Source organism: Corynebacterium sp. AOP40-9SA-29, assembly GCF_052377405.1.
Taxonomy (GTDB): domain Bacteria; phylum Actinomycetota; class Actinomycetes; order Mycobacteriales; family Mycobacteriaceae; genus Corynebacterium.
This window is the reverse complement of record NZ_JBQSWR010000003.1, coordinates 40,803-67,633: the sequence shown is the minus strand read 5'-3', so window position 1 is coordinate 67,633 and position 26,831 is coordinate 40,803. Positions and strand designations below refer to the sequence as shown.

The window sequence follows — 26,831 nt, the reverse complement described above, 5'->3', positions numbered from 1 at the left end:
CGACACCATGACGTTCACGCCGGAGATCTGGCACAGTCTGCTCGGCGTCGCCGTCCTGGTGGCCGTCGCCGTGGCGGTGCTCTCCCTGGCCGGCGTGGGCCACCGCTGGAGCACTGCACTGGCGGTGGGACGCGGCACAATCCAGCTGGCCCTGATCAGCGTGGTGCTCTCCGGGGTGATCACCGACCCCCGGTGGGTCGCCCTGGCCCTGGTGGTGATGTTCTTCGTCGCCGCCACGACCAGCGCCCACCGCATCGGGTGGACGCTGCACCGCTTCCTCGTGGTCACCGGAGCGATGGCCGCCGGGGTGAGCGTGGTGCTCACCGTGGTCTTTCTCACCGGCGCGATCGAGTTCTCCTCGCGCTACGCCCTGGCCATCGGCGGAATCATCATCGGCGGCGCCATGTCCACCGCCACTCTTGCCGGACGACGCCTGGCCCAGGCCACCGAGGAACGCTGGGACGAGGTCGAGGGCTGGCTGGCTCTGGGGGCCACCCCTCGTCAGGCAACCCTGGAGATCGCCCGCTTCTCCATCCGCGAGGCCCTGATCCCCGCGACCGACCAGACGAAAACCACCGGGCTGGTCACCCTGCCCGGCGCGTTCGTCGGCGCGATCTTCGGCGGCGTCAGTCCGGTGGACGCAGGACGCTTCCAGATCGTAGTGCTCGCCGGCATCATGGCCGCCGGCGCGGTCACCGCGACGATCATCGCCTTCAGCCTCTCCCCCACGCTGTACCGTCCGCGCGACAAGGACTGAACCCGCCGGTCACAGCGCCTTACCCCCGCATAACCCCGGAAGCGGAAGAACACTTCCCAATCCTTCTGAGCCAGGCCTATCATCAAAATAGGGTCCGGCGATCATGGTGAGCCTCACCCAAGTTAATGCGGCGACAGCCCCGCTCATGGCTGTTCAAAGCCGCTCATAGCTCTCCACCGGAACCCCAAGAAAGCCGCGTCAATGTTCTACACAAACGCACTTATCGGGCTGCGCGAAGGCCTGGAAGCCACCATGGTGGTGATCATCCTCGCCGCCTACCTGAAGAAGACCGGACAGCACCGCTCGTTCCCCTGGCTGTGGGCGGGCATCGTGGCCGCCCTGGCGTTCACCGTCGGCATCTTCCTGGTCATCAACTTCGGTTCGAAGACGTTGACCACCGTCGGCCAGGAACTCATCGGCGGCATCGCCTCGTTGATCACCGTGGCGCTGGTGGTCTGGATGCTGATCTGGATGAAGGGCGCCAGCAAGGACATCGCCGCCGAACTCGAAGGACGCATGGGCAAGGCCGTGGCCGTCGGGCCGCTGGCCGTGGCGACCGTCGCCTTCGTCGCCGTCGCGCGCGAGGGCCTGGAGACCGCCCTGCTGGTATTCGAGTCCTTCACCCGTGCCTTCGGCATCCCCTTCGCTGGCCTGATGACCGGCGTCGGGGTGTCCGTGGTTCTGGGAGTGCTGATGTACTTCGGCGTCCTGCGCATCAACCTCGGCGTGTTCTTCCAGGTCACCGGCGCGCTGCTGATCGTCGTGGCCGCCGGCATCCTGCGCTACGGCATCACCGACCTGCAGGAGGCCAACGTCCTACCGGGCCTGTCGAACTACGCCTTCGACATCTCCGCTGTGCTCACCCCGGGCACCTGGTACGCCTCCCTCCTTGAGGGCATGTTCAACATCGTTGCCCAGCCCACGGTGCTGGCGTTCACCGGCTGGCTGCTCTTCCTGCTCATCGCACTTCCCGCGTTCTTCTGGCCCGCCCGCTCCCGGACGGACTCCGCCGCCGACTCCTCCGCACAGAAAGCCACCGTCTCATGAAGATCTCCCGGATCACCCGTGCCTCCCTCGCCGTCCCCGTCGTCCTGGCGCTGCCCCTGTCGATGGTGGCCTGCGCGGACAAGGACGACTCCGCCACGGCGTACACCGTCACCGCCACCGACGACTCCTGCGACGTCGACTCCTACGAGGGCACCACCGGCAACAACGCCTTCGACATCGCCAACGACGGGTCGAAGATCACCGAGTTCTACGTCTATACCGACGGCGGCCGGGTGCTCGGCGAGGTCGAGAACATTGGCCCCGGTGCGGCACGTACCCTGCACGTCGAGATCCCCGAGGCCGGCACCTACCAGGTGACCTGCAAGCCCGGCATGGTCGGCGAGGGCGTCTCCCACGATTTCGAGGTCACCGGCGACGCGGTGTCCCAGGCCGAGGGCGACGACCAGCTCACCGCCGCGGTGGACGGCTACCTGCGCTACGTCCGCTCCCAGACCACCGCGTTGCAGGAGTCAGTGGACACCTTCGCCCAGGCCATCGAGGACGACGACATCGACACCGCCAAGGAGCTCTTCGCCCCGACGCGCACCTACTACGAGCGCATCGAGCCGATCGCCGAGTCCTTCCCCGATGACCTCGACCCGCGCATCGACCTGCGCGAGGCCGACCTGGAGGACGGCCAGGAGTGGACCGGTTTCCACGCCATCGAGAAGCAGCTCTGGGAGGACGGCGAGATCACCGACAAGACCAAGCAGGACGCCCAGCAGCTGGTCGACGACATCGCCGAGCTCGTCGACGGCGTCGCCGCGTCCGACTTCTCCGTGCAGCCCGTGCAGATCGCCACCGGTGCCCAGGGCCTGCTGGACGAGATCTCCACCTCGAAGATCACCGGCGAGGAGGACATCTTCTCGCACACCGACCTGTGGGACTTCCAGGCCAACCTGGACGGCTCGAAGGCCGCCATCGCCTCGTTGGAGAACGCCATCGACGACCGCGACACCGACCTGCTCGCCGAGATCAACGACAACGTCGACAAGGTCCAGGCCCAGCTCGATGCCTTCCGCGAGGGCGATGGCTTCGTCTCCTACGACACCGTCAACGAGAAGGACCGCAAGGAACTCTCCGCCGGCATCGACCGGCTGACCGAGCAGGTCTCCAAGGTCGCCGAGGTCATCTCGCAGTGAGTGGATCCCGGTCGTCACACCCCTTTTCTCGCCGGACGTTCCTGACCGGCCTCGGTCTCGGCGCGGCCGGTGTGGGTGCCGCCGGCGCGGGCGGGCTGGCGTTGAGTTCCTGCTCGACGGACAGTCGTGCCGGCAGCAACGGCGGTGAGCACACCGTGCCCTTCCGCGACGTCCACCAGGCCGGGATCACCACCGCACAGCAGGAGCACCTGCACATCGTGGCCTTCGACGTGGTCACCACCGACCGCGAGGATCTGCGCGACCTCCTGAGTCAGTGGACGGCGATGGCCGAGCGCATGACCGAAGGCCTGGAGACCACCGAGGGCGGCGCGCTGAGCGGCACCTCGGCGGACACCCCCTCCAGTGACCCGTCGGGCGTGACCGTGCCGTCCGACACCGGCGAGGCTCTCGGCCTGACAGCGGCGAACCTCACGGTGACGATCGGTTTCGGGCCCTCCCTGTTCGACGACCGCTTCGGCCTGTCCGATCGGCGTCCGGACGAACTCACCGCGCTGCCGAAGTTCCCCGGCGACCAGCTCGTCGAGGAACTATGCGACGGCGACATCGTGATCCAGGCCTGCGCCGACGATCCGCAGGTCGCCGTGCACGCCGTGCGAAATCTCACCCGCGCCGGCTCCGGCGTGGTGGAGGTGCGCTGGTCACAGCTCGGCTACGGGCGGGCGTCGAAAACCACCGTGGACGAGACCACGCCGCGCAACCTCTTCGGATTCAAGGACGGCACCCGCAATATCCTCGCCGACGAGACCGATGACCTGAATACCCACGTGTGGTGCTCGGCGGAGTCCGGCAAGGGCTCCTGGATGGACGGCGGGTCGTACATGTGTGTTCGGCGTATCCGCATGCTGCTGGAGGTCTGGGACCGGCAGATCCTCGACGACCAGCAGCACACCTTCGCCCGCTACAAGGGTTCCGGGGCTCCGCTGGGCACCACCGATGAGTTCGACGATGTGCCCTTCGACCTGTACCTGGGTACCGGTGGCCCGGCGATCCCGCATGACTCACACGTCTTCCTCGCCCACCCCGACAACAACGACGGGGCGCGCATGCTGCGCCGGGCCTATAACTTCATCGAGGGCTCGGACTCCTTCGGCCACCTGTCCAGCGGCCTCTTCTTCATCGCCTACGTGGCACGTCCCTCGGTTGACTTCACCCCGGTGCAAATGGCGCTGGCGCACAAGGACAAGATGAACGAGTACGTGCGCTATGAGTCCAAGGCGATCTTCGCCTGCCCGCCGGGGCTCAGCGACGACGGCGACGACGGTGCCGACTGGGGAACCGCACTGTTCGGCGAGTAAGCCGACCGGTAGTGCCCTGTAGTGCGCGCGGTACACGGCACTTCTCAGCGAAAACACCAGCTAATACCGTTCCCAGAAGTACTTAGGCGAGCGTAGCCTACTGCTCATGCCTCAGATCCTGACGTCCTCCCGCACCCTCCCCCGCCGTGCCTTCCTCGGCGGCGCCGTGACTCTCGCCATGGCGTCCTTCGCCGCCGCCTGCGCCTCGTCCGACGGCGGTTCCGGCGGGGACGGAGGCGACGCCGCAGCGTCCGGCGCCGCGCAGGGAACGTCCGGCGAGCACCCCTCGCGCGTGGTCGCGCTGTCCACCGGCCACCTGGACCACTGCCTGGCCATGGGCGTGCTGCCCGTCGGCCTCGCCGTCGCGGTGTCGGACGCCACGGACAGCCGCGGCATCCCCCAGTACATCCGCGACGTCTTCGACGACGACTTCGACCTGGACTCCATCGAAATCGTCGGCGAGCGCATGGACCCCGACCTCGAAATGGTCGCCAACCTCAAGCCCGACCTGATCCTGTCGAATAAGCGCAACCCGCAGGAACTCAATGACCAGCTCGAGTCCATCGGCACCGTGGTGCAGACCAACGGCGGCTCCGAGTGGTTCAAAACCGACCTCGGCATCGTCGGCGACGCCCTCGGCTACCGCGACAAGGCCGATGAGCTGCTGCGCGACTACGAGGCGCGGGCGAAAGAATGGGGCGAGCAGCGCGGCACCAACGACACGATCTCGCTGACCCGCGCCAAGGGCGACCAGTACATGTACTTCGGCACCCTCGCGCTGGCCAGCATCGTCGCCGAGGATGCCGGACTGACCCGCCCGGAGAACCAGCGCTTCGACGACAACGCCAGCCGGCAGCTCGCCCAGGAGAACGCCGGCGACCTCGACGCCGACTGGCTGTTCTACAGTTTCCCCGGCGGCACCACCGACATCCTCGACAGCGACTCCTGGAAACGACTGCCCGCCGTGCAGGACGGACACTCCTTCGAGGTCGACGTGGACCCGTGGTTCATCAACGCCTCCGTCATCGCCGCCGACCGGGTGCTGGCGGATATGAAGAAGTTCATGGCCTGACCTGCCCCTGCCCTGTCCCCACCCCGTCCCCGACCGGTAGGTTGGTCACCATGTCCTCACCTGAGCCCGACTCCGTCGCCGCCCGTTTCCGCACGGCGTTCCGACGCCACCCCACCGGTGTCGCGCTGGTCACCGCGCACGTCGACGGGCAGGACGTGGGCCTGACCGTCTCCAGCCTCGCCTCCCTCTCCGTCGACCCGCTGGCCGTGGCATTCTCCCTGGCCAAGCGCGACGGCAGCGCCGGGGCGATCCTGGCCGCCGACTCCTACCTGATTCACTTCCTCAGCGAGGAGCAGGCCGACCTCGCCTACGAATTCTCCCGCTACGACGGCCGCCGCTTCACCGTGGACCAGCGCTGGTCCACCGCCCCCAACGGCGAACCGATGCTGAAGGACGCCCTGGCGGTGATGCGCGCACGCACCGTCAACACCATCCGGCTGGGCGCGGCCACGCTGATCGCCGCGGAAGTCACCGACGTGACCCGCGGCGCCGACGGCCAGAGCGACGCCCCCGCCTGCGCCGACGTCGCCGCGCCGTCCCCCCTCATGTTCCGCAGCCACCAGTTCTACCGGTTCCCTACCGGGCAGCCGCCCCTGTAGGACGCCGGTAGGACGCACCGCGGTGCGTCCTGCGCCTTGCGTCCTGCGCTCTACTCGTCGGCGTTGCCGGCGGACCACGTCGACCAGGGGATGTTCCAGTCACCCAGGCCGTCGTACCCCTCGAGCGTGCCGCCACCGGTGCCCTGCACCTCGGTGATGTCGCCGCGCTTGAGGTTCTCGTACACCCACTGCGCGTCCTCAACCGAGAGGTTCAGGCAGCCGTGGGAGGTGTTCGTATTGCCCTGGGCGTAGAGCGACCAGGGGGCCGCGTGGAAGTAGATGCCCGAGTACGACATCTGCGTGGCGTACTGCACGTCGGTGACGTAGCCGCCGGCATCCAGCGCCAGACCGAAGGTCTGCGAGTCCATCGTCAACGACTCGAACTGGTCACCGATCTGGTAGATCCCCTCGGGCGTCTCGTGACCGGGCATGCCCATCGACGTCGGCATCGTCTTGACGACCTCGCCATTGCGGGTCACCGTGACCATCTTCGTGTCATTGTCAGCCACGGCGCGCACGTCATCACCAATGGTGAAGGACGCCTCGCGGTCGATCTCGCCGTACATGCCGCCGAGATCCTTGCCCACCAGGTCAGCGTCCACCGTGACCTCGGTGCCGGCCTGCCAGTACTTCTCCGGGCGCCAGCGCACCTCATTAGCGGTGATCCAGTAGAACGCGCCCTCGACCTTCGGCTCGGTCTGGATCGAGATCGCATCCTCGACCGCCTGACGATCACCCGGGGCCTCGTCGAAACGCAGGGCGATGGACTGGCCCACGCCGACCGTCGACCCGTCCAGCGGGGCGAGCGAGGCGTTGGTCAGCAGGTCCGGGCTGAAAGTGGTGAAGGAGTTCGACAGTGTCTCGTCACCGGCTTCGGCCTCAAGGCTGTAGGTGCTGGAGTACTCCAGCTTGCCGTCCGAGGTCCACTCCGTCTCGTCCTCGTTGAAGGACCCCTCGATCTCGTTGCCGTAGCCGTCGGTGAGGGTGACGGAGTCGATGCCCGCGTCGTCCTGCACGGTGACGGGTTCATCAACCTTGACGCCGGTGTCCTCATCATCGACATTGGCGGTGAGCTCGACGGCGTCGTCCTCGTCGTCGGAGTCCCCGCTCTGTGCAACCTGGTCGGTGGCGGTGTCGTCGTCACCGTCGATAGTGCAGGCTGCGGTGGTCAGCAGCGCGGTGGCAGCGGTCGCAGCCACAACGGTGCGAATAACTCGGCCCGTACGGCCGAATCGGAAGTGCATGGTGTCTACAGTCTCTTTCCGCCCCGGCGGAATCTCTCCCCGGGGTGATGAAATGTCGTGGTGAAGTCGTCTCGACGGCTGCGGCGCGGATGAACCACAGAAGCCCGTCCACGCCCGGCAAGGTGAGGGACGGGCCGCGTCTAGTTGGCCATCATACGTCTGCACTGTGCTGCGAAAGTAACGAAAACCGCCGCCCCGACCAGATTGTGTCCTAATTGTTATCCACCCTCGTTGGCCTTCGCGGGTGGTTCGTGGGCGGTTCGCGGGCGGCTCGCGGGGAGCTGGCAGCGGCGAGGGAGGGACCGCATCGGTGCCGCGGCGCTCGCGGCACGACGGCGGCGCTCGCGGCGTCCTACCTACGCACCCGCGCCCCACTGATGCCGTTCCGAGGCCCTACCTGCAGATTTGCCAGAAAATGGGCGTGGGGCTATAGTTTTCCTCGTTGCCGAGGACGGGACATCCGCTCCAGAGAACAACATGCGTCATTAGCTCAATTGGCAGAGCAGCTGACTCTTAATCAGCGGGTTCGGGGTTCAAGTCCCTGATGACGCACCACCTACCCCGGGTAGACACGGTCACCGACCACAGTCTACCCGGGGTTTCGTCGTACCGCGCGCCAAGCTCCCCGTGATGTACTCGGTGCCCCTCAGCCAGCGTGTCGCGCTCGACCGAAGGGGTACCAAGTTGGACCTGGGAGCGTTGAGTTGGCCAACTCAATGCTCCCAGGTCCAACTTGGTACCCGTCACCGCCGGAGACAGGGGCCAAGATCGAGCGTGGGATCGTTGAACCCGGGTGTTCAGACATCCCACGCTCGATCTTGGCCCCTCGGGGACGGCAGCACCGCGCAACCGCGCAGCACCGCCACAACCCGGGAGCCACCCGAGCACGCCGCCGCACCACCTCGTAGTATCAGTGCCCAGTCATGGTCAACAGAAGAAACCGCACGCCGCTGCCCGTCGAGGTGTGGGCACTCGTCGCAGGCGCCTTCGCCGTCGCCCTCGGGTACGGCGTCGTCGCGCCCGCGATCCCCCAGTACGCGCACGCGTTCGGCGTCTCGAACGCCGCAGCGTCCGGCATCGTCAGCGCCTTCGCGCTGATGCGGCTGGTCGGCGCACCGCTGGCAGGACGCGTCGTCGTGCGTCTCGGCGAGCGGCGCACCTACACGTTCGGCATCCTCATCGTCGCGGCGTCCACCGGGGCCTGCGCCCTGGCGGCGAACTACACGCAGCTGCTCATCCTGCGCGGGCTCGGCGGCCTGGGCTCGATCATGTTCACCGTCGCGGCGACGGCCCTGCTGATCAAGGTCAGTCCGGTGGACGCGCGCGGGCGGGTGTCCAGCATCAACGCCGCCGGCTTCCTGCTCGGCAACCTTATGGGCCCGGTGTTCGGCGCTCTCGTCGCCGGGTTCGGCCTGCGCGCCCCGTTCGTCTTCTACTTCGGCATGCTCGTCGTCGCCGCGACGGTGGTGTGGGTCGCGTTGCGCGGCTCCACGCTGGCCGGTGTGCGCGCCGACGACAGCCCCCGCACGCCGCTGACCTTCGCCGAGTCGCTGGGCATCCCGCAGTACCGGGTGCTGCTGGGCTCTGTGTTCGCCTTCGGGTGGACGTCCTTCGGTGTGCGCGTGTCGATCGTGCCCCTGTTCGTCGCCGCCGCCTTCCACGGCGACGCCGCCGTCGCCGCCTGGGCGTTGGCCGCTTACGCGGCGGGCAACGCGGTGCTGATCCTGCCGTCGGGACGCTGGAACGACACCGTCGGACGCAAACCGATGCTGGTGCTCGGCATGCTCGTCACCTCCGTCGGCTACGTGGCTTTCCCCCTCTCCCCCGGCATCGCGCTGGCCTGCGCAGCGATGTTCGTCGCTGGTGCTGGGTCCGCGCTGGTCAACCCGGGCCAGCAGGCCGTGCTCGCCGACATCGTGGGGACGAAGCGCGGCGGCTCGACGGTGGCCGGCTACTCCATGTTCCAGGACCTCGGCGGGGTTCTCGGCCCGCTGATCGCCGGAGTGGTCGTGGACGTCGCCGGGTCCGGCTGGGCCTTCGGGCTCAGCGGCCTGCTGCTGCTCGTCGCGGCGATCGGATGGTCGACGGTCGCCGACTCCCGGACGCTGCAACGCGGCAGCTAGAAACGCTAGCGCCGGGCGGACAGCAACCCGGTGATGGGTCCGATCACCCAGCTGACCAGCGCCATGATGATCGCGCCCCAGAACGCCGCGCTGAAGGAGTCGATGTTGAGCCCCAGGCCGACCGCCTGGGCCAGGATCTCGGCGAGGAGGAAAACTCCGGCGTTGATCACCAGGGCGAACAGGCCCAGGGTGAGGATCGTCAGCGGCAGTCCCAGCAGACGCAGCACCGGACGCACGGTCATGTTGAGCAGCAGGATCACCGCTGCGCAGCCGAGGAAGACCCACAGCCGGTCATTCGACCCGTCGCCGACCAGCGGCTGCGACGGGGCGGTCACGGTGACCCCGGTGACGAAGTAGGTCACGACCCACAGTCCCAGGGCGGTGCCGACGGCACGGACGAGGAAGTTCCAGATGAAGCCCATGGCCTGAAACTACCATCGCGGCGCGCAGGTTCAGGTCACTTCCGGTGCCGCCTCCCCCACCAGCCGATGACCGTGGGCAGGTACGCGCCGATCACGAGCATCGCCAGCGTGCGCATCACCTGCACCACCGTGACGATCGGCTCCGACCCCGCCTCGTGGGCGAAGGCGAGCACCGCGTAGATGCCCCCGGGCACGGTCGCCAGGTAGGCGTCCAGCATCGGGACGTCGCTGACCTGCGCGATCACCAGGGCGGCGACGATGGCACCGAGGATCATCGACGCGACCGCCGCGAGGATCAACGGCAGGCTGTGGCTGAACTGGCGCAGCGCCGACTTGGTGAGTGTGCCGCCGGCCTGCACCCCGATCACCGCGTAGGCGAACAGCAGGATCAGGCCCTCGGGCCGCAGCCACTGCTCGGAGATCCCCGCCACGCCGGCGACCCAGGTCAGCAGCATCGACACCAGCAGGTACGGCACGGGCACCTTCACCACCCGGTGGGTGAGCCGCACCAGCAGCCACACGATCGCCCAGATCACCAAGGCGCCAACGACGGGACGCAGTTCCGGGGACCACCACGGCGCCGTGTCGGACGCCGCGGCGTCCTGCCCTGCCGTACCGCCCGCGCCGGACGCGCCGCCCGCCGAGCCGGCGGCGAAGAGCTGCACGAACGCCGGCAGCGTGAGCACCACCAGCGACAACCGCAGGTACTGCGTGAGGACGACGAAACGCACGTCCTCCTTCAACTCCGCGGCGAGCACCGTCATCCCGCTCGCCCCACCGGCCAGCGTGGCGAGCAGGGAACTCACCGCACTCGCCGCACCCGAGCGGTGCAGCAGGAACGCCGCCGCCGCGCACACCGCCAGGGTGATTGTCAGCGCCAGGAGCGTGGGTACCACGTAGCCGAGCACCGTCGAACCGTCGAGTTCCACCAGCGGTGCCACGCACACCATGGCGATCACGACCTGGGCGGGCTGCATCAGTCGCGTCGGTGGCGTCGTCTGACGGTCGGAGATGATCGCGTAGATGCCGAAGGACACCAGGAAGGCGAAGATCCAGGACGCCGGCACACCCAGGTGGGTGCACAGCGCCCCGAGGCCGAGCGCGCACGCGCAAACCCCGGCGATCTCGACGGCACGCCTGGTGCCGGAGATCCGCCGGGGTTTACGGGGCTCGCGGGGTTCGCGAGGTTCGCGCTGGGCGGGGATGAGAATCAGGACCGGGCGTCGGCCAGCAGGCGCTGGATTTCCTTGATCTGCTTCTTCTCGTTGCGCTTGCCCACCACGGTCAGGGCCACGACCAGGCCCACCCCGGCCACGACGCCGCCGATGATGAGCTGGACCTTCGGCTGGGCGAGGATGTTCGACGCCTGGGTCTTGGCCTCGTCCGCCAGGTTCTTCGGAGCCGCGCGGACGCTGAGCTCGTCCAGAGTCCTCGCGAGCTGGTCACGGGTGCGTTCGATGTCGCTCTGGATAGAGTCGATGGTGCGGGCCACGGAAGTCTCCTGCATTGCTGGTCGTGAATGACGGTTTTTAGAGAATGTTCCTGAATTGTACGTTCTCCGGTGCGTGCGGTGCAGAAGAACCCTCCGATGTCGCCGTAGCGACCCGTGCCGCAGCAGTGCAGCGCCCCTGCCGCACGAGTCCCGTCCGCCGTACACTCGGATGCCATGAGTACTCCCGAGAACCCCTCCGACACCCCCGCCCGCACCGTCCTGGAGGTCGGCGACGTCGCCCCGGACTTCACCCTCACCGACGACCGCGGCAACCAGGTCAGCCTCTCCGACTACCGCGGACGCCAGGTCATCGTCTACTTCTACCCGCGGGCGAACACCCCGGGCTGCACCACCGAGGCCTGCGACTTCCGCGACTCGCTCACCGAACTCAACGACGCCGGCATCGACGTCCTGGGCATCTCCCCGGACACCGTGGAGAAGCTCGCGAAGTTCCGCGAGGACCACGAGCTGACCTTCCCGCTGCTCGCCGACCCGGAGAAGACCGCGCTGACGGCCTACGGCGCCTTCGGTGAGAAGAAGAACTACGGCAAGATCGTCCAGGGCGTGATCCGCTCGACGTTCCTCGTCAACACCGACGGCACGATCGGCATGGCCAAGTACAACGTGAAGGCCACCGGGCACGTCGCCCGCATCGCACGCGACGTGCTCTGATCTAACTCCGCTCTCACTACACGACGCGCACCGTCGCCGAGCCCTCGAAGGGCCGGACGGTGCCGCGGGCGTCGCGCCAGTTCCCGCGCAGGACGACCCGGTGCTCGCCGCGTTCGGCGCCGGTGGTGTCCCACTCCACGGTGGTGGTGGTTTCGGTGAAGCTCTTGTCGAAGGTCAGCAACGTCGACCAGGACGAGTCGTGCGCGACCACCGTGCCATCTACTCCGCCGCGCACCACCTGCAGGTAGCCGTCCTCCAGGCGCAGGTCGTTGTTTGGGTTCGCCCCCACGAAGCGCACCGTGGCGGTCTGCCCGAGGGGCACGTCCCCACCGCCGGACAGGACGTCGCCGAAGGCGCGGCCCGGCGCGGTGGTGTCCGGCAGCGCCATGGCCGCCGGGCTGTCCGGGATCACCCCGGTCAAGTCCCCGGCCGGGACGCCGGACGCCACGTCCTCCCCCGCCGCGAGCGACGCCGCCAGTGCATCCACGACCTGTTGCACCGCCGGCAGCTGCAGGCGTCCGAACGCGGTCGCGCCGCCCTCGTAGTCCTGCTGCAGGTACTCCTCGGGCGTGGTGACGTAGTGGCCGTAGCCGCACGAGTAGCCCTGCACGACCACGTTGTCCTGCGGCACCCCCATCGCCTCGGCGACGGTGCGTCGGATGCGCAGCCCGGCGGTCACCGTCGGTTCGAAACCGAGGTAGACCAGCACCAGCCCGCCGAGACGCCACACGCCGAAGAGGTGTCGTTGCTGGATCATGCCGTCGATGTAGCCCATCGGCAGCAGCATGTCCTTCGGGGCGTGCACGGCGCGTACGTCCGCAGGAATCGGGGCGAGCTCGTTGAGCTGTCGCACCCACGGCGCGCCACCGCGTTCGGCCTCGTTGAGTCCGATGTCGACGTCGAGACCGCCGCCGTCCTCCTGGCTGGACGCCGCGAACGCCGCGCCGAGCACCGCCGGGCCGGTGCGTCCCGGGAGCCCGTCGGGCGTCCACCGCCCGTCGACGTCGACGGCGTCCATGTCCACCCACCGGGTGCGTCCGTCGAGCCCACCGGGGATGCCGGCGAAGCGGCCCGTGGTGTTCTGTGCGGCCTCGGCCTGCCGGGTGCCCAGGATCTCCACGGAACGTTTCTGCCCCTGAACCCCGGCACCGCCGGGCCCGGACTCCGGGACCAGACCGTGGTTCGGGGTCACGTCCCCGGGCGTGCCCTGCGCGAACGCCGCGACGAACGGCGCTGCCGCCAGCCCGGACTCGTCGCGGTGGTCCACGCCCGCGGCGTCCTCCACGCTGTAGGCGGCGAAGCCCTTGTTGTCGCCGGAGATGTGGCGGATCTCCGGGCTGAAACTGGTGGCGTGCACCGAGTACCAGTTGATCAGCCCGACCGGCGTGCCGGCGCGCGCGACGTGCAGGGTCACCGAGGTGCGGTCCACCCCGTCCGGGTTGGCTTCCTTGTCCTGCGGCGGGTTGCGGTCGAAGGCCTGCTTCGAGCGGTTCTCCCCCACGCCGTCGAGGCGACCGCGCACGAGGGTGAGGTCGGCCGGGGCGACGTCGCCATGTGCCCGACGCACCGAGCGCACGATGCCCGCCACCTGTGCCTCGAAGGTCACCGGACGAAAACCCAGAGAGACCAGATCGACCATGGCGTGGCCGGAACGCCCACCGGGGCCGACGTGGGTGTGCGTGGCGGTGATCACCACGTTGTTGCTGGTGTAGGTGTCGCCGTAGTCCGCGCGCAGTCGGCGCAGCACCTCCAGGAATACCGACTGGAACATCAGCGGGGTGTCCACGGTGACGTGGCAGAACCGGCTGGTGCCGTCGTCGAAGATGAAGGCGCGGGAGTACAGACGTTGGCGGATGCCGACGGTCGTCTGCTCCTGCACGGCGTAGCCATCCATGCCCGCACCGAGCGGCTCGCCGGTGGTGTCGGCGATGCCGCGACCCACGCCGAGGCGCTCGGCGTCCGTTGCGTCCTGCGCACGGTCTTGGGCGGTACCGGCGGTCGCGGTGTGCGACGACCAGAGCACCGTGCCGCCGAGCGCGGCAAGGCCAGCGAAGAATGTGCGGCGTGAGAATTCGGTCATTCGGGCTCCCCTCGGGTCCGCACTGACGCTACCTGGGAGGCGGTGTTCTTGTTTCCGGAACGCAAGGAAAACGACCGAGATTCTTGGGAGGTGAATACCGTTTCCGTCGATTGTGCTGGTCAGCGCGATGGCGATGCGGGTTCGGTAGGGGCTGCTATAGATTCGGTCGCAACCACCGGCCCGATCACCAGGAGAGATCCATGACCAGACGCCGCAGCATCGCCGCCCTCATCCTCACCACGCCACTCGTCCTCGCCGCCTGCGGCGGTGGGGACGACGGTGGAGACGAGGACGACAACGGGGACGGTGCCACGACCTCGTCCACCGCCAGCGCTGGCGACGGGGACGGGAACGACGGGGATGGTGACGGAGACGGGATCGACTCCGACCTGCCGCGCATCGGCGAGACGATCAGCATCGATAAGGCCGATATCACCGTGGATAACCTGCGGGAGTACGAACGCGAGCCGTCGAACCAGATCTGCGCGGACGTGAACTTCACTGTCACCAGCGAGACTGAGGCTCTCAACGTGCGCGGGCTAGCGGCATGGAAGCTCTACGACCCGGAGCAGCATCCGCGCACCCAGACGGTCTCTGATGAGACCGTGCACGTGCTCGACGAAGTCGCCCCCGGTGAGAGCGAGGACGGGACCATCTGTTTCGACGGCCCCGTAGACTCCGGTGAGTACCGACTGAGCTTCCAGGAGAACTTCGACGCCGGGACCGACCGTGCCGAATGGGTCGGCGCGCTCTGACCGCAGCCCGGTCATTAACTAGGTAGGTTAGCGAACATGAATCGCTGGCACCTAGGCACACTTATAGTCGGGATCGGGCTCCTCGCCGCCGCGGCGGTACTCGCCAACGTGCCGTCGAGGGATGTTTCCGACTCCCTCTATCCGGTGACCTCGAAACTGGTGATCGTCGGCATCGTGGTGATCATCGGCGCACTGGTGGCGGCGGCCACGCGGAAGTGGCCGAATAAGCGACTCTTTCTTGTCGCGGCGGTGCTCCTCGTCATCGCCGCAGTCGCCTATCCGATCTCCGTGTCCGATCAGGACAAGCCGGTCATCTTCTCCCCTGGGCTGCTGTTCCCCATCGGTGTGGCGCTCGGGGCTCCGTCGCTGGTGATCGCAGTCTTCCGCAGCCTGAGGAGACGCTCCCGCGGCTAGGAGTGTTCCACGCCCTGCGGCAGCTGGAACAGCGCGTCATACTCGACGGCAACTGTCGGGTGGTGGGGCTCGGTCGGTTCATAGGCCGGTCCGGTGAGGTTGTGGATCAGCGTGCGGAAAGTGCGGGGCATGGTCACTCCTTTCGGAAAATGTGTCGACGACAGATGTCTGAGACAGTGTTGAGATACAGCGTTCTTAGCAGTTACTTACAGGGAAGAGGACGCGCATGTCCGGTCGGAAGCCGCCGCAAGCGCTCTACGGTCGGACTCCCGGGACGTGACATGAAGGACGTTCCCCTGTGATTGCCCGCTCCACCGTCCCCCGGTGGTTTACTGCCGCGCGGTTCCCCGCATGACACCACCCTGACGGTCGAGCCGGACGCTGCAGTGTATCACCTAAGAACGCCCCGTGGCCAGCCGGTTTGCCGACACTTTTGCGGGCCCCGATATCGGGCGCGGCGGCCCCGCCCCACATACGCATGTGACGCACAGGTGACCGTCATTCCGGACTGCCTGTGCGCCACTCGAAAGGAAAATGATCGCTGATCATCGTTGATGGAGATTCATCACGTCTCCACATCAGGAACATTACATGAGCAAACCAAAGGAGTGTGGCAGACACCCCCAGGGGTATCGACCGTGCCGACCGCTTCCGCTCAGCTCCCGACGCCTTTCACCACCGCCGCAACCAAACGCACACCCATCTCCACCCGCCCAGAACCCAGCGCCGACTTCGGACGGACATCACTTCGATGGACTTGACCCGGCTGCAGATCCCGATCATGCTGGTGAAGCCATCGGCGGAGGACTGGGGGCGCCAGCGGCGAAGAATACGGGGACCGAGCCCCCGCACCGTAGTGACTAAAGGGGCCCACCCTGTCAGATTTCTATATCCGTACCCACCGCGATACGACCCGTGTCCAATGTAGCCGCCTGGAGGGCAGTAGCCGTTATACCCAATTGGAAGATCCGTATCATCGTTTTCGTGATCGTAGCCGTGCCGATGACATGGTATGGGTACCAATATAAAGCGGGAGCCGGCGCAATGGCGACGACCATCAGCACCCTGTTCACTCTCGGAATCTCATCGATTCTGCTGCCCGGGACTGAACCGGCACACTTTCCCGAGAGGCTAGGGCGATATTTCACCACAATTCGCAGGACCTCGTCGGCCCTGATGATGGCTTCATCTTGGAAATCCTGCGTCCTGGTTATTGGCCCATTTATCCCGTTACTTATCTCCATAACGCTTGCAGGATTATTTGACCATTCATTCTTTCCAGACCGGCCGACTTGGGAATTACACTACACATTACTCGGCGTGTTGTGCTTGGCACTTCTGATATTTTCGGTTTTGTTTATCCCGGTCGGCCTGTGGTGCACAGTGTCGCAGAACCATGTCGTGTGGGCGTGGACGTACTTCGGAAAAAATGTTTGGGTCAGAGAATACTCGGACGCAACGATGGTTGAGTACGCACGTACCAACGGCAGTGCCGGCGGTCCGGTTGTCACGATCCGCTACGGCAGCTCAGAGGGTGAGCAACCGACCGCGAAGCTGAAGTTCCGGAACCTCGTTGACTGCACCCGCGAGGAGTTTGGCGACCTACTGACTGGTTACCTCGGAAATCCGGAGAGACGGGTGACGTCGCCTACGAAGGGGAATATGTTCTGGTAGTCCCCGATTCTCCGGCTCCCCACCGCGGACAGCATCGACACTCCCGTTCGATGCTCCCATGTCCGAGCCCCCAGCCCGTCCCCATCACACGAAAAACCGGAGTTCACCAACCCTTTCGAGTGTGTGACCTCCGGCTGGTTCAGTTCGTGAACCGCTCACTGTGCGCCCGGGGGGACTTGAACCCCCACATCCATCAAGGACACCAGGACCTAAACCTGGCGCGTCTGCCAATTCCGCCACGGGCGCGTCGACGACCACGTGGCCGTCCTCACAGCCGGCAAACGCCGGCCGCTCTGGGTTATGGTAGCAGCACGGCCAGGGGTACCCTTGAACCCGTGCCCGACGACACCACCGGAACAGCGAACACCTCGACGTCCACCGGACCTCGGCAGCCGCAGTCGCTGCGGGTCCGTGTCGTCCAGCTGGCCTTCTTGGCCCTGGCGGTGGTGGCCACGCTCTGTCTCGCCTGGTGGCAATGGGGGCGCTGGTCCAGCGGCGATGGCTCCTACCAGAACCTGGGTTATGCCCTGCAGTGGCCGATCTTCGGCCTGTTCTTCATCTTCGCCTACCGCAAGTACATGGAGTACGAGCGCGACCGGGCGGAGGGCAACGTCAGCCCGGCGATCCCGGAGGAGACCCCGGATTCCGCGCCGCGTGAGATCCCCAGCGACCTCCTCCCCTCCCGGGCGACGACCACGCAGGACGCACCGCTCGTCGACGACCGTCGACGCCGCGCGCGGCAAGCCCGCGACAGCACCGAAACGACCGACAACACAGCAGGAACGGACCACGAACCTCGATGACCACCTCCACCCCCGCACCCCAGGTGACCCCGGAGCGTAAACGCCGGGTCAAGGGCGCACTGACCCGCTACTCCGTGCTCGCCTACATCACCGGTCTCTTCCTGCTCTTCCTGTGCGTGGAAATGATCCTCAAGTACCTGGTCTTCCCCCCGATGGACATTGAGTCGCCGGGTTGGTTCTCCCTGGTCGCGATCGTCCACGGCTGGATCTTCATCATCTACTGCCTCACCTGCCTCGACCTCGGGGTCAAGGCCCGCTGGGCGCCGAGCAAGTGGGTCACCACGATCCTCGCCGGCGTGATCCCGGTGCTCTCCTTCGTCCTGGAGAAGCGTCGCCGCAATGAGGTCGTGGCGACCTTCGGCCTCGACAGCTGACCGTCCCCCGGCCGCGCACCCTCCCCTCTCAGTCGGCCTGCGAGGTCTCCACCTTCGCCCGACGCACCGCGGCGGCGTCGATATCGCCGGCCCCCGTGCCCGCGTCCGGCGACCAGCCCGCCGGGGCGTCCGGCCACCGGTGAGTCAGGCAGCCCAGCACCGCCAGCGCGGCAGCCTGGGTGGTCACCGGCAGCGTGGTGATGTCCGGCAGGAACCCCGGGTTGTGGTTCGAGGGGATGTCGATGTCCAGCCGGTCGGCCGCCTCGGCACGGCGCCACTGCTTCAACGGGGTGATCCCCACCGTCCAGAACAGGTAGGGGGCGTTGAACGCCCGCGGGATCACCGAGAAGTCCTCCGACGCCGTCCACGGCTCCATCTCGTGGGACTGCTCGCCAAAGAAGCTGTCGAAGTGCGGACGCACCACCGCGTAGGCGGTGCTGTCGTTGTCCGTGGCGGCGAGCAGGCCGAGGAACTTGAACTCAGGCTCTCGCTCGCAGCCGGCCGCGGCAGCCTCGGCACGCACGATCCTCTTGATCGCGTCCACCGCCCGGGTACGCACCGACTCCTCGTAGAACCGGCAGCTCAACGCGATACGCGCGGAGTCCGGGATCACGTTGTTGGCCTTGCCCGCCTCCACCGAGGCCACGGTGACCACCGCGAACTTGCCCGGGGGCAATTCGCGGGAGACCACGGTCTGCAACTTCATCACCACCGAGGCTGCCAGCACCACCGGATCCACCGCCCGGTGTGGCATCGAGGCGTGCGCACCGCGTCCGAACAGGGTGATCTCGATCGTCGTGGAACTGGTCAGCACCGGTCCCGGCGCGGAGTACACCTGGCCGGACGGGCCGGGCACCACGTGCTGGCCCAGGCATACGTCGGGGCGCGGGATGATCGAGCGAAGTCCGTCGTTCACCATGCCGTGCGCGCCGATCGACGCCTCCTCGGCGGGCTGGAACAAGAACACCACCGTGCCCGACCATTTGTCGCGCGAGGCGTCGATGATCGACATGGCGCCCAAGGCGCTGGAGGTGTGCGCGTCGTGCCCGCAGGCGTGCATCGTGGGCACGCGCTGGCCCTGGGCGTCCAACTGGGAGTGGGTGGAGGCGTAGTCCACGCCGGTGGACTCGGCGACGGGCAGGCCGTCGAAGTCGGCGCGAAAGAGCACCGTGGGCCCCTCCCCGTTTCTCAGCACGGCGGTGATGCCGTGCCCGCCGATGCCGGTGGTGACCTCCCAGTCGCTGAAGCGGCCGAGTTCCTCGGTGATGCGCGCGGCGGTCCATTCCTCGGCGCCGGAGAGTTCCGGACGCCGGTGGAACTCCTTGTACAGGCTGGTGAGCCACTCCCGGTCAAGCGTTGTCCCTGCCACAATGTCAGCGGGTTCGACGGTCACGGGCACGGTCTCACTGGTCCTTCCGGGACGGTCACCGCCTCTGCGGTGCCGGTGGGAGTTGTTTTTCCTCCCACCACCCTACCGTCTCAGCCGCGCAACGCCGTGAGGAACGGCACGAGCTCGGCCAGCGCGCGGCCACGGTGGGACAGTTCGTCCTTACGCTGCGGGTCGAGCTGTGCGGAAGACAACTGCGGCTCCTCGTCCGGGGAGAACAGCGGGTCGTAGCCGAAGCCGTTGTCACCGCGGGGTTCGCGCAGCAGGCTGCCGCGCCAGACGCCGCGCACGGTGAGCTCCTGCTCGCCGCCGAGGCGTCCTGCCATGTCCTCGGGAACCGCCAGCGCGCAGGCGGACACGAAGCCGGCACCGCGGCGCTCGTCGGGCACGTCGGCGGTCTGCGCGAGCAGCAGCCGGTTGTTGGCGGCGTCCACGTCCCCGTCACCGGTGTCGTGGTCGCCCGACCAGCGTGCCGAGAGCACCCCGGGCATGCCATTGAGCGCGTCGACACACAGCCCCGAGTCATCGGCGACGGTCGGCAGGCCGGCGTAGCGCACCCCGTCCCGGGCCTTGATCAGGGCGTTGTCCTCGAAGGTGGCGCCAGTCTCCGGGGTCTCGGGGTACTCGGCGACGTCGCGCAGGCTCAGCAGCTCCACGCCGTCGACACCGGCGGCCTCGAGCACACGGTGCAGCTCGGCGAGCTTCTTGGCGTTGCGCGAGGCGACGAGAACCTTCAGGGGCTGCACGTCCTCTCCCCCACTCACAGGGTGACCGCCTGACCCAGTTCGGCGTCCAGCGCCTTGCGCTGCAGTGCGGTCAGGTCGCGCAGACCGCCCTCGGCGAGGTCGAGCAGCACGTTGAGCTCGTCGCGGCTGAACTCGGAGTTCTCGCCGGTGCCCTGGATCTCCACGAAGTGGCCCTCCTCGGTCATGACCACGTTCATGTCCACGTCCGCCCGGCTGTCCTCCTCGTAGGGCAGGTCCAGGCAGCCGACACCGTCGATCACGCCGACCGACACCGCGGCGACCGGGTCGAGCAGCGGCTCACCGGGGACCACGCCGCGCTTCTGCAGCACCGCCAGGGCGTCCGCCAGCGCCACGTAGGCACCGGTGATCGAGGCGGTACGGGTACCGCCGTCGGCCTGCAGGACGTCGCAGTCGATGTTCACGGTGTTCTCGCCGAGGGCGCGCAGGTCGACCGCGGCGCGCAGCGAGCGGCCCACCAGCCGGGAGATCTCCTGCGTCCGGCCCTTGACCTTGCCCTTCACCGACTCGCGCTGCATGCGCTCGGCGGTGGCGGACGGCAGCATCGCGTACTCGGCGGTCAGCCAGCCCTCGCCGGAGTCGCGCTTGAAACGGGGCACGCCCTCGGAGACGCTGGCGGTGCACATCACGCGGGTGTTGCCGAACTCGACGAGCACGCTGCCGGCGGGGTTGGTGGTGAAACCGCGGGTGATGCGCACGGTCCTGAGCTGGTCGACGGCGCGACCGTCGGCACGGGTGAAGTTCTCGGGGTTACTCATGCCACGAGAGTCTAGTCACCCACGTGCAGCTCCATGTCGGGCCGGGCCAGCTCGACCGGGCCGTCGAAGAAACGCCGCGCCCCACGCAGCGCGCCTTGTGCATCACCCCACGGCGGCACGTGGGTGATGACCAGGCGTCCCACCCCGGCCTCCGCGGCGGCCTGGCCGGCTTCCTCGCCAGAGAGGTGCATCTGCGGCGGGTTGTTGCCGTTGTCGCGCTCGCCCCACGTCGCCTCGCACAGCAGGACGTCCGCCCCCGCGGCCAGCGCGGCGAGGTGCCCGGTGGCGGCGGTATCGCCGCTGTAGACCAGCGAGGAGCCGTCCTGCTCCTCCACCCGGATCATGTACGACTCGGTCGGGTGCACCGCCGGGGCGGCGTACAACGTCGCCGAACCGATGCGGTGAGCCGGATAGACGGTGCCGCGGGAGGTGTCGTCGAAGACCACCGGGGCGTCCTGCGCCGCCGGCGCGCGCCAGGAGTGCACGTCGAGGATGTCGGAAAAGTCGTCGACCTGCGACGGGTGGTCGGCCGAGGCGCGCCCCAGGTGCAGTGCGGCGATCGACGGGCCGAGCAGGACGTGGCGCTGCGGTGCTGCGTGCGTGGGGTGGAAGCGCTGCCACACCACCAGCGACGGGAAGTCCGAGCAGTGGTCCGGGTGCAGGTGGGAGAAGACGACGTCCACGTCACCGGGGTTGCCCAGCTCCTGCAGGCGCGCCAGCACGCCCGGTCCGACGTCCATGAGGATCTGACGCCCGTCCGCCGTCCGCAGCAGGTAGCCGGAGGCGGGGTTGCCGGGGGCGGAGAGACTCCCGGAGCATCCCAGAATGGTCATGTCCATGCCCGTCATTGTTACATGATAACCCTAGGAAACCATGAGCCAGGCCACCGAAAGATGCCGGACTGCTACCGGACGGTTACCGCAGCATCTCCGGGATCCGGCTGACCCCGGCCACCGACGGGCCGAGGAAACGCGAGGCCAGGGTGGCGAAACGGGCCGGGTCGCCGGTGGACTCGAAGGTCAGCTCCGGGGCGGCGGCAGCATCAGCGCCAGTTGCGTCAGCGGCGTGCGGGTCGGCGAGCAGGTCCTTGTCACTCAGCGTGCGGTAAACCATCTTCGCGGTCTCCTCCGCCGAGGACACCAGCGTCACATCGTCCCCCATCACCAGCTGGATCACGCCGGTGAGCAGCGGGTAGTGGGTGCAGCCGAGCACCACGGTGTCCACCCCGGCCTCCTTCAACGGCTCCAGGTAGGTTTCCGCCAGACCCAGCAGCTGGCGTCCGGAGGTGATGCCGCGCTCGATGAAGGGCACGAACTGGGGGCACGCCTGGGCGACGACCTCCACGCCGGGGCTCGCGGCGAAGAGGTCCTGGTAGGCCCCGGAGGTGACCGTCGCCCGGGTGCCGATGACACCCACCCGGTTATTGCGGGTCACCGACACCGCGCGACGCACCGCCGGCAGAATCACCTCGACCACCGGCACCGGGTAGCGCTCACGGGCGTCACGCAGGAAGGCGGCGGAGGCAGAGTTGCAGGCCACCACGATCATTTTGCAGCCGCGCTCCACGAGCTGGTCGGCGATACTGGTGGCCAGGGAACGCACCGTGGCCAACGGCTTGTCGCCGTAGGGCGAGTTCGCGGTGTCGCCGATGTAGATCACCGACTCGCCGGGCAGCTGGTCGATGATGGAGCGGGCCACGGTGAGCCCGCCGACCCCGGAATCAAAGATGCCGATGGGTGCTGACGCGGTCGGTGCCGGAGGGGTGCTCGACGGGGTACTCGTCAGGGTGAGGTCGTCCATGCCCTCCGAGTCTAGGCCCGCACTCCCCTACACGGTGCCCTCGGTGCCCTCAGTGCCCTCGGTGCCTTAGGTGCTCTTGGCCGCCTTGAGCGCCTTGTCCTGCTCGCGCTGCTTGATCGCCGGACGCCCCGCGCCCCACGCGGCCACGGCACCGCCGACGCCGCCGAACAGGTGGCCCTGCCAGCTGACCCCGTCCTGATTGGGCAGGATGCCCCAGAACAGTCCGGCGTAGAGCACGATGACCACCACGCCGAGCAGGATCTCGGAGATAGCCCGGGTGAAGATCCCGCGCACGGCGAGGAATACCGCCCAGCCGTAGATCAGGATCGATGCCCCGACATGCACCGTGTTCTCCCCGCCGAGGAAGAACACGCCGATCCCTGCCACCAGCGTAGTCACCGCGGTGGACGCCCACACCGCCTTCTGCCCGGACAGCGCGACGAGGAAGAGCAGCACCGCCACCGCCGGGGTGTTGGCCAGCAGGTGGGGGAACCCGGTGTGGATGAACGGGGCGGGCAGGATCCCCCAGAGGTGCGAGAAGTCGAGCGGGTGGATACCCCACGACACCAGCCGGTTGCCGGACGCCCAGTTCACCACCTGCACGCCCCACAGCACCGCCAGGAATACCAGGGTGGTGACCAGCGCCTGGCCGAACCGGCCGCGGTCGCGAAAGCGCGTCCGGCTCGTCTCTTTCGTACTGCTCTGGGTTACGTCTGATCCGCTCATGGTTCTCCTCAGGGTGTGTGGGGGTGTGCCGGGTCAGTTCATCACGTCGCGCCAGGACGGCACGTCGAAGGTGGTCTCGGCGGCCAGGACGGCTTCCACGACCGCTTGTTCGGCCACCGTCGCCGCTGCGGCGCACAGCGCCGCCAGGTCGGTGGTCGCCACACCGCCACGTGCGCCGGACGGTGCGAGGGCGAAGAAGGTGTCGCCGTCCATCGGTAGGTGCGAGGGCCGGACGGCGCGGGCCAGGCCGTCGTGCGCGGCCATGGCCAGCCGCTCGGCCTGTGCTTTGGTCACCGTCGCATCGGTGGCGACGACACCGATGGTCGTGTTCATCGGCGAGGGGTCCGGGCCGGTCATCTTGGTGCCGCCGATGCCGCGCTCCAGGATGGTGCGCAGCCCCGCTGCCGTCGGTTCCGGGAGAGGTTCCAGGACAGGTTCAGCCGCCCGGTTCCCCCACAACGCCCCGGTAGACGGGTCGACGACCGAGCCAACAGCATTCACGACCAGCCCGATAGCCACCACCGCACTCCCGCCTCCCGGCAGGTCGACGCTGCAGGACGCCTGGCCGAAGCCGCCCTTCAGCGCGCCGGCGGTCGCCGCGCGCCCCGCGCCGACGTTCCCTGCGTCCTGCGTCCTGTCCTGTGCGCCGTCCTGCGAGCCGTCGAGCGCGCATTCCACGGCCCGACGGCCGGTCTCGGCCGTCGGCCGCGACGCGGGGTCGCCGACGGGAAGGTCGAAGATGACCGCCGCCGGCACGATCGGCACGATCAGCGACGGGGCAAGATCCCCGAGCACCTGCAGGCCGATGCCACGGTCCTCGAGTTCGGTCATAACCCCGCCCGCGGCGTCCAACCCGAAGGCCGAGCCGCCGCACAACGCGATGGCGTGCACGGCCTCCGCCGAGTTCGACGGGGCCAGTAGATCGGTCTCCCGGGTACCCGGTCCCCCACCACGGACATCGACGGCCCCGACCGCGCCGGCGGGGCACACCACCACGCTGACCCCGGAACTCTGCACCTCGGCGTGGCCGAGGAACAGGCCCGGCACATCTGTCAGGCCGCCGGTACTCATTCCCCGCTCATTCCTCAGGCACGTCCATCGGCCCCATCAGGGCCGTCAGCAGGCTGTCCTGGTGGTAGCCGAGCCACTCCACGTAGTTCTCCGCCGCGGCGATCTCGTCGGCACCAGCCTGACCATCGGTCTCGCCGAACTCGTCGAGTCGCTCCCGGATCAACTCGATCTGCCCGTGGTGGAAGGCCCGGATGTCCGTCAGCGCGCTGAGCCAGGGGTTCGTCTGCTCGGTACTCAGGCTCACGTTCACCGAGCCGTCCGGGCCAAGCAGTTCACTGACCAGTCGCAGGCTCGTGAGCTTGCCCTTGATGATGTCGGTCTCGTTGAACTGGCGCGACACCCCCGACTCGCCGTCGACCTCCTCATCGCCGTCACGGAAGAACGACGGCAGCATCGCCGCGAGCACCGGATCGTCCGGCGCGTCGGTGTGCCCGGACGGCAGGCCCGTCATCTCCGCCAGCTCGTCCTTCGGCGCCGAACGTGCCCGCCCGATCAGCAGTTCGCCGACGGTCGCAGCACTGTTGCCGAGCATCTCGCGCTCCACCGGCTCCAGCTCGGTGACGAAACGCACGCCACGCACCAGGCTCTTCTTCTTCGTCCACGGTTTCATCGCATGCCCTCCATCGTGTGCCGCACTATCCTTCCGAGCGCTGCATCGTGGCCCACAGGCCGGCGGTCTGCAGCTTCTTCACGTCGCCCTCGACCTTGTCGCGCTCGCCAGAACTCACGATGGCCTTGCCCTCATTGTGCACCTGCATCATCAGCTCGGTCGCCCGCTTGCGCGAGTAACCCAACACGGTCTGGAAGACGTAGGTGACATAACTCATCAGGTTCACCGGGTCGTCCCAGCAGATGCACTGCCAGGGGAGGTCCGCCTCGGTGAGGGTGTCTGGAAGCTGCTCTTCCACAGGGGTGACCGCCGGTGCGGCGGGAGCGGCGGGTGAAGTCATGGTGTCCAGACTACCGACTAGGATGGACGACCGTGACCGAGCACACCGATAACCCAGCCGATACTGCAGCCGATAAAGCAGGCCGGTCGACCGCCCTGCTGACCGACATGTACGAACTGACGATGCTGCAGGCCGCGCTGCGCGACGGCACCGCGCACCGCCGGTGCAGTTTCGAGGTGTTCACCCGGCGGCTGCCGAATGAGCGTCGTTATGGTGTGGTCGCCGGCACCGCCCGTGTGCTGGAGGCCGTGCGCGACTTCCGCTTCACCGAGGAACAGCTCGACGGCCTGGACTTCCTCGACGACACCACACGCGAGTACCTGCGCACCTACCGCTTCACCGGTCAGATCGACGGCTACCGGGAGGGGGAGGTCTACTTCCCGAACTCGCCGATCCTCACCGTGCGCGGCACCTTCGCCGAGACGGTCATCCTGGAGACCGTGATCCTCTCGATCCTCAACTACGACTCCGCCGTCGCCTCCGCCGCCGCGCGCATGGTCACCGCGGCGGAGGGCCGTCCGATCATCGAGATGGGGTCGCGGCGCACCCACGAGCAGTCCGCGGTGAGCGCCGCGCGCGCCGCCTACCTCGCCGGTTTTCACTCCACCTCCAATCTGGAGGCCGCCGCGCGCTACGGGCTGCCCGCCGGCGGCACCAGCGCGCACGCCTGGACGCTGCTGCACGTCGATGAGCACGGCCAGCCGGACGAGAAGGCCGCGTTCCGCTCCCAGATCGAGGCCCAGGGCCCCGGCACCACGCTGCTGGTCGATACCTATGACATCACCCAGGGTGTGAACAACGCCGTGGAGGTCGCCGGCACCGCCCTGGGCGCGGTGCGCATCGACTCCGGTGACCTGGGGGTGCTCGCCCGGCAGGTCCGCACCCAGCTCGACGGGCTCGGCGCCTACGACACCCGCATCGTGGTCTCCTCCGCTCTCAACGAGTTCGCCATCGCCGCACTGCGCAGTGAACCGGTGGACACCTACGGGGCGGGCACGTCGGTGGTCATCGGCTCCGGGGCGCCGACCGCAGGCCTGGTGTACAAGTTGACCTCCGTCGACGGGCATCCGGTGGCCAAGCGCAGCAGTCACAAGGCCAGCCACGGCGGGGCCAAGCGGGCCCTGCGCGCCTGCCGCGACACCGGCACCGCCGTCGAGGAGGTCGTGTACCCGCTTGAGGCCGACACCCCGGATCTCGGGATCCTGCACCCGGTGGAGCTCACGGTGCCGATGGTGCGCGATGGACGTCTCGTCGACGGCCTGCCCACGCTCGACGAGTCCCGTGACCACCTCGCCCGCCAGCTCGTCTCCCTGCCGTGGGAGGCGCTGGCCCTGTCGCGCGATGAGCCGGCCCTCAGCGTCCGCTTCGTCGACCTGTGAGCGGACCTGT

29 protein-coding genes and 2 tRNA genes are annotated in these 26,831 nt (G+C 67.9%); 15 read left to right on the top strand and 16 right to left on the bottom strand.

The window, feature by feature from the left end:
• The first annotated feature begins 7 nt into the window (after window positions 1–7).
• The 6 genes from ACT3SZ_RS06945 (at window position 8) to ACT3SZ_RS06920 (ending at window position 5,933) form a co-directional block, all read left to right on the top strand.
• Window positions 8–757, top strand: coding sequence for an ABC transporter permease (locus tag ACT3SZ_RS06945; protein ID WP_444617760.1), 750 nt, complete (start codon window positions 8–10; stop codon window positions 755–757).
• Between the two features lie 201 nt (window positions 758–958).
• Entirely contained in the window at window positions 959–1,804 is an 846-nt protein-coding gene (efeU, locus tag ACT3SZ_RS06940; protein ID WP_444617759.1) for an iron uptake transporter permease EfeU, read from the top strand.
• Window positions 1,801–2,946 (top strand): iron uptake system protein EfeO, encoded by a 1,146-nt coding sequence (gene efeO / locus ACT3SZ_RS06935; protein ID WP_444617758.1) that lies wholly within the window; start codon window positions 1,801–1,803, stop codon window positions 2,944–2,946. Before efeU ends, efeO begins: the two co-directional genes overlap by 4 nt.
• A complete protein-coding gene (gene efeB, locus ACT3SZ_RS06930) occupies window positions 2,943–4,262 on the top strand; it encodes an iron uptake transporter deferrochelatase/peroxidase subunit (protein ID WP_444617757.1) in 1,320 nt (439 codons plus the stop codon). The genes efeO and efeB overlap by 4 nt, the downstream gene beginning before the upstream one ends.
• Before the next feature lie 106 nt (window positions 4,263–4,368).
• Window positions 4,369–5,334, top strand: coding sequence for an ABC transporter substrate-binding protein (locus ACT3SZ_RS06925; RefSeq protein WP_444617756.1), 966 nt, complete (start codon window positions 4,369–4,371; stop codon window positions 5,332–5,334).
• 50 nt (window positions 5,335–5,384) lie between these two features.
• A complete protein-coding gene (locus tag ACT3SZ_RS06920; protein WP_444617754.1) occupies window positions 5,385–5,933 on the top strand; it encodes a flavin reductase family protein in 549 nt (182 codons plus the stop codon).
• Window positions 5,934–5,983: 50 nt separating this feature from the next.
• Here ACT3SZ_RS06920 and ACT3SZ_RS06915 read toward each other — a convergent pair whose 3' ends face one another.
• Window positions 5,984–7,177: a L,D-transpeptidase gene (locus ACT3SZ_RS06915; protein ID WP_444617752.1), complete on the bottom strand. Its 1,194-nt coding sequence runs from the start codon at window positions 7,175–7,177 to the stop codon at window positions 5,984–5,986.
• A 479-nt stretch (window positions 7,178–7,656) separates the two neighbouring features.
• Between ACT3SZ_RS06915 and ACT3SZ_RS06910 the strand changes: the two genes are divergently transcribed.
• Window positions 7,657–7,732: transfer RNA gene (locus ACT3SZ_RS06910), tRNA-Lys, on the top strand.
• A 368-nt stretch (window positions 7,733–8,100) separates the two neighbouring features.
• Window positions 8,101–9,300 carry an MFS transporter gene (locus ACT3SZ_RS06905; protein WP_444617751.1) on the top strand — a complete coding sequence of 400 codons (1,200 nt, stop codon included), beginning with the start codon at window positions 8,101–8,103 and terminating at the stop codon, window positions 9,298–9,300.
• A gap of 5 nt (window positions 9,301–9,305) precedes the next feature.
• Here ACT3SZ_RS06905 and ACT3SZ_RS06900 read toward each other — a convergent pair whose 3' ends face one another.
• From ACT3SZ_RS06900 to ACT3SZ_RS06890, 3 genes are all read right to left on the bottom strand, one after another.
• Window positions 9,306–9,722, bottom strand: coding sequence for a phage holin family protein (locus tag ACT3SZ_RS06900; protein WP_444617750.1), 417 nt, complete (start codon window positions 9,720–9,722; stop codon window positions 9,306–9,308).
• A gap of 35 nt (window positions 9,723–9,757) precedes the next feature.
• Window positions 9,758–10,789, bottom strand: a complete 1,032-nt coding sequence (locus tag ACT3SZ_RS06895; protein ID WP_444617748.1) for an AbrB family transcriptional regulator — start codon at window positions 10,787–10,789, stop codon at window positions 9,758–9,760.
• A 143-nt stretch (window positions 10,790–10,932) separates the two neighbouring features.
• Window positions 10,933–11,214 carry a DUF3618 domain-containing protein gene (locus ACT3SZ_RS06890; RefSeq protein ID WP_301443307.1) on the bottom strand — a complete coding sequence of 94 codons (282 nt, stop codon included), beginning with the start codon at window positions 11,212–11,214 and terminating at the stop codon, window positions 10,933–10,935.
• A gap of 174 nt (window positions 11,215–11,388) precedes the next feature.
• On the opposite strand from ACT3SZ_RS06890, the gene bcp reads away from it, so the two are divergent.
• Window positions 11,389–11,886, top strand: a complete 498-nt coding sequence (gene bcp / locus ACT3SZ_RS06885; RefSeq protein WP_444617746.1) for a thioredoxin-dependent thiol peroxidase — start codon at window positions 11,389–11,391, stop codon at window positions 11,884–11,886.
• Between the two features lie 16 nt (window positions 11,887–11,902).
• Here the strand turns inward: bcp and ACT3SZ_RS06880 are convergent, their stop codons facing one another.
• Window positions 11,903–13,966, bottom strand: coding sequence for a neutral/alkaline non-lysosomal ceramidase N-terminal domain-containing protein (locus ACT3SZ_RS06880; RefSeq protein WP_444617744.1), 2,064 nt, complete (start codon window positions 13,964–13,966; stop codon window positions 11,903–11,905).
• Window positions 13,967–14,166: 200 nt separating this feature from the next.
• Between ACT3SZ_RS06880 and ACT3SZ_RS06875 the strand changes: the two genes are divergently transcribed.
• Window positions 14,167–14,721, top strand: a complete 555-nt coding sequence (locus ACT3SZ_RS06875) for a DUF4352 domain-containing protein (protein ID WP_444617742.1) — start codon at window positions 14,167–14,169, stop codon at window positions 14,719–14,721.
• Window positions 14,722–14,757: 36 nt separating this feature from the next.
• Entirely contained in the window at window positions 14,758–15,135 is a 378-nt protein-coding gene (locus tag ACT3SZ_RS06870) for a hypothetical protein (protein WP_444617740.1), read from the top strand.
• Here the strand turns inward: ACT3SZ_RS06870 and ACT3SZ_RS06865 are convergent.
• Window positions 15,132–15,266 carry a hypothetical protein gene (locus tag ACT3SZ_RS06865; protein WP_444617738.1) on the bottom strand — a complete coding sequence of 45 codons (135 nt, stop codon included), beginning with the start codon at window positions 15,264–15,266 and terminating at the stop codon, window positions 15,132–15,134. The two genes, ACT3SZ_RS06870 and ACT3SZ_RS06865, sit on opposite strands and share 4 nt — an antisense overlap.
• 853 nt (window positions 15,267–16,119) lie before the next feature.
• On the opposite strand from ACT3SZ_RS06865, the gene ACT3SZ_RS06860 reads away from it, so the two are divergent.
• The gene (locus ACT3SZ_RS06860; RefSeq protein WP_444617736.1) at window positions 16,120–16,809 is read left to right on the top strand and encodes a hypothetical protein; all 690 of its coding nucleotides are present in this window, start codon (window positions 16,120–16,122) and stop codon (window positions 16,807–16,809) included.
• 161 nt (window positions 16,810–16,970) lie between these two features.
• Here ACT3SZ_RS06860 and ACT3SZ_RS06855 read toward each other — a convergent pair.
• Window positions 16,971–17,055 (bottom strand) — tRNA-Leu (locus ACT3SZ_RS06855).
• 89 nt (window positions 17,056–17,144) lie between these two features.
• On the opposite strand from ACT3SZ_RS06855, the gene ACT3SZ_RS06850 reads away from it, so the two are divergent.
• Both ACT3SZ_RS06850 and ACT3SZ_RS06845 read left to right on the top strand, forming a co-directional pair.
• On the top strand, window positions 17,145–17,612 hold the full coding sequence (locus tag ACT3SZ_RS06850) for a hypothetical protein (RefSeq protein WP_444617734.1): 468 nt from the start codon (window positions 17,145–17,147) through the stop codon (window positions 17,610–17,612).
• Window positions 17,609–17,986, top strand: coding sequence for a DUF3817 domain-containing protein (locus ACT3SZ_RS06845; RefSeq protein ID WP_444617732.1), 378 nt, complete (start codon window positions 17,609–17,611; stop codon window positions 17,984–17,986). Before ACT3SZ_RS06850 ends, ACT3SZ_RS06845 begins: the two co-directional genes overlap by 4 nt.
• A gap of 28 nt (window positions 17,987–18,014) precedes the next feature.
• On the opposite strand, the gene ACT3SZ_RS06840 is transcribed toward ACT3SZ_RS06845, so the two are convergent.
• The 9 genes from ACT3SZ_RS06840 to clpS all read right to left on the bottom strand — a co-directional run bounded on the left by ACT3SZ_RS06840 (window position 18,015) and on the right by clpS (window position 25,442).
• Window positions 18,015–19,385 carry an amidohydrolase gene (locus ACT3SZ_RS06840; RefSeq protein WP_444617730.1) on the bottom strand — a complete coding sequence of 457 codons (1,371 nt, stop codon included), beginning with the start codon at window positions 19,383–19,385 and terminating at the stop codon, window positions 18,015–18,017.
• A gap of 80 nt (window positions 19,386–19,465) precedes the next feature.
• A complete protein-coding gene (locus ACT3SZ_RS06835; protein ID WP_444618059.1) occupies window positions 19,466–20,110 on the bottom strand; it encodes a non-canonical purine NTP pyrophosphatase in 645 nt (214 codons plus the stop codon).
• 23 nt (window positions 20,111–20,133) lie between these two features.
• Window positions 20,134–20,895, bottom strand: a complete 762-nt coding sequence (rph, locus tag ACT3SZ_RS06830) for a ribonuclease PH (protein ID WP_444617729.1) — start codon at window positions 20,893–20,895, stop codon at window positions 20,134–20,136.
• Window positions 20,896–20,906: 11 nt separating this feature from the next.
• On the bottom strand, window positions 20,907–21,734 hold the full coding sequence (locus tag ACT3SZ_RS06825) for an MBL fold metallo-hydrolase (RefSeq protein ID WP_444617728.1): 828 nt from the start codon (window positions 21,732–21,734) through the stop codon (window positions 20,907–20,909).
• Window positions 21,735–21,810: 76 nt separating this feature from the next.
• Window positions 21,811–22,695 carry a glutamate racemase gene (murI, locus tag ACT3SZ_RS06820; RefSeq protein ID WP_444617727.1) on the bottom strand — a complete coding sequence of 295 codons (885 nt, stop codon included), beginning with the start codon at window positions 22,693–22,695 and terminating at the stop codon, window positions 21,811–21,813.
• A 66-nt stretch (window positions 22,696–22,761) separates the two neighbouring features.
• Entirely contained in the window at window positions 22,762–23,421 is a 660-nt protein-coding gene (locus ACT3SZ_RS06815; RefSeq protein ID WP_444617726.1) for a rhomboid family intramembrane serine protease, read from the bottom strand.
• 33 nt (window positions 23,422–23,454) lie between these two features.
• Window positions 23,455–24,492, bottom strand: coding sequence for a P1 family peptidase (locus ACT3SZ_RS06810; RefSeq protein ID WP_444617725.1), 1,038 nt, complete (start codon window positions 24,490–24,492; stop codon window positions 23,455–23,457).
• 7 nt (window positions 24,493–24,499) lie between these two features.
• Window positions 24,500–25,102: a DUF2017 domain-containing protein gene (locus ACT3SZ_RS06805; RefSeq protein WP_444617724.1), complete on the bottom strand. Its 603-nt coding sequence runs from the start codon at window positions 25,100–25,102 to the stop codon at window positions 24,500–24,502.
• Window positions 25,103–25,127: 25 nt separating this feature from the next.
• Window positions 25,128–25,442: an ATP-dependent Clp protease adapter ClpS gene (clpS, locus tag ACT3SZ_RS06800; RefSeq protein ID WP_301442465.1), complete on the bottom strand. Its 315-nt coding sequence runs from the start codon at window positions 25,440–25,442 to the stop codon at window positions 25,128–25,130.
• A gap of 32 nt (window positions 25,443–25,474) precedes the next feature.
• Between clpS and ACT3SZ_RS06795 the strand changes: the two genes are divergently transcribed.
• Window positions 25,475–26,821 carry a nicotinate phosphoribosyltransferase gene (locus tag ACT3SZ_RS06795; RefSeq protein WP_444617723.1) on the top strand — a complete coding sequence of 449 codons (1,347 nt, stop codon included), beginning with the start codon at window positions 25,475–25,477 and terminating at the stop codon, window positions 26,819–26,821.
• Window positions 26,822–26,831: the final 10 nt, after the last annotated feature.

What these genes read in the sequence shown, in the direction of transcription:
- ACT3SZ_RS06825 (WP_444617728.1), bottom strand. Translation starts at nt 21,734, where the DNA reads ATGGACATGACCATTCTGGGATGCTCCGGGAGTCTCTCCGCCCCCGGC.
- ACT3SZ_RS06845 (WP_444617732.1), top strand. Translation starts at nt 17,609, where the DNA reads ATGACCACCTCCACCCCCGCACCCCAGGTGACCCCGGAGCGTAAACGC.
- rph (WP_444617729.1), bottom strand. Translation starts at nt 20,895, where the DNA reads ATGAGTAACCCCGAGAACTTCACCCGTGCCGACGGTCGCGCCGTCGAC.
- murI (WP_444617727.1), bottom strand. Translation starts at nt 22,695, where the DNA reads ATGGACGACCTCACCCTGACGAGTACCCCGTCGAGCACCCCTCCGGCA.
- ACT3SZ_RS06810 (WP_444617725.1), bottom strand. Translation starts at nt 24,492, where the DNA reads ATGAGTACCGGCGGCCTGACAGATGTGCCGGGCCTGTTCCTCGGCCAC.
- ACT3SZ_RS06875 (WP_444617742.1), top strand. Translation starts at nt 14,167, where the DNA reads ATGACCAGACGCCGCAGCATCGCCGCCCTCATCCTCACCACGCCACTC.
- ACT3SZ_RS06805 (WP_444617724.1), bottom strand. Translation starts at nt 25,102, where the DNA reads ATGAAACCGTGGACGAAGAAGAAGAGCCTGGTGCGTGGCGTGCGTTTC.
- bcp (WP_444617746.1), top strand. Translation starts at nt 11,389, where the DNA reads ATGAGTACTCCCGAGAACCCCTCCGACACCCCCGCCCGCACCGTCCTG.
- ACT3SZ_RS06880 (WP_444617744.1), bottom strand. Translation starts at nt 13,966, where the DNA reads ATGACCGAATTCTCACGCCGCACATTCTTCGCTGGCCTTGCCGCGCTC.
- clpS (WP_301442465.1), bottom strand. Translation starts at nt 25,442, where the DNA reads ATGACTTCACCCGCCGCTCCCGCCGCACCGGCGGTCACCCCTGTGGAA.
- ACT3SZ_RS06865 (WP_444617738.1), bottom strand. Translation starts at nt 15,266, where the DNA reads ATGCCCCGCACTTTCCGCACGCTGATCCACAACCTCACCGGACCGGCC.
- ACT3SZ_RS06920 (WP_444617754.1), top strand. Translation starts at nt 5,385, where the DNA reads ATGTCCTCACCTGAGCCCGACTCCGTCGCCGCCCGTTTCCGCACGGCG.
- ACT3SZ_RS06925 (WP_444617756.1), top strand. Translation starts at nt 4,369, where the DNA reads ATGCCTCAGATCCTGACGTCCTCCCGCACCCTCCCCCGCCGTGCCTTC.
- ACT3SZ_RS06815 (WP_444617726.1), bottom strand. Translation starts at nt 23,421, where the DNA reads ATGAGCGGATCAGACGTAACCCAGAGCAGTACGAAAGAGACGAGCCGG.
- ACT3SZ_RS06945 (WP_444617760.1), top strand. Translation starts at nt 8, where the DNA reads ATGACGTTCACGCCGGAGATCTGGCACAGTCTGCTCGGCGTCGCCGTC.
- ACT3SZ_RS06870 (WP_444617740.1), top strand. Translation starts at nt 14,758, where the DNA reads ATGAATCGCTGGCACCTAGGCACACTTATAGTCGGGATCGGGCTCCTC.
- efeO (WP_444617758.1), top strand. Translation starts at nt 1,801, where the DNA reads ATGAAGATCTCCCGGATCACCCGTGCCTCCCTCGCCGTCCCCGTCGTC.
- ACT3SZ_RS06905 (WP_444617751.1), top strand. Translation starts at nt 8,101, where the DNA reads ATGGTCAACAGAAGAAACCGCACGCCGCTGCCCGTCGAGGTGTGGGCA.
- ACT3SZ_RS06900 (WP_444617750.1), bottom strand. Translation starts at nt 9,722, where the DNA reads ATGGGCTTCATCTGGAACTTCCTCGTCCGTGCCGTCGGCACCGCCCTG.
- efeU (WP_444617759.1), top strand. Translation starts at nt 959, where the DNA reads ATGTTCTACACAAACGCACTTATCGGGCTGCGCGAAGGCCTGGAAGCC.
- ACT3SZ_RS06915 (WP_444617752.1), bottom strand. Translation starts at nt 7,177, where the DNA reads ATGCACTTCCGATTCGGCCGTACGGGCCGAGTTATTCGCACCGTTGTG.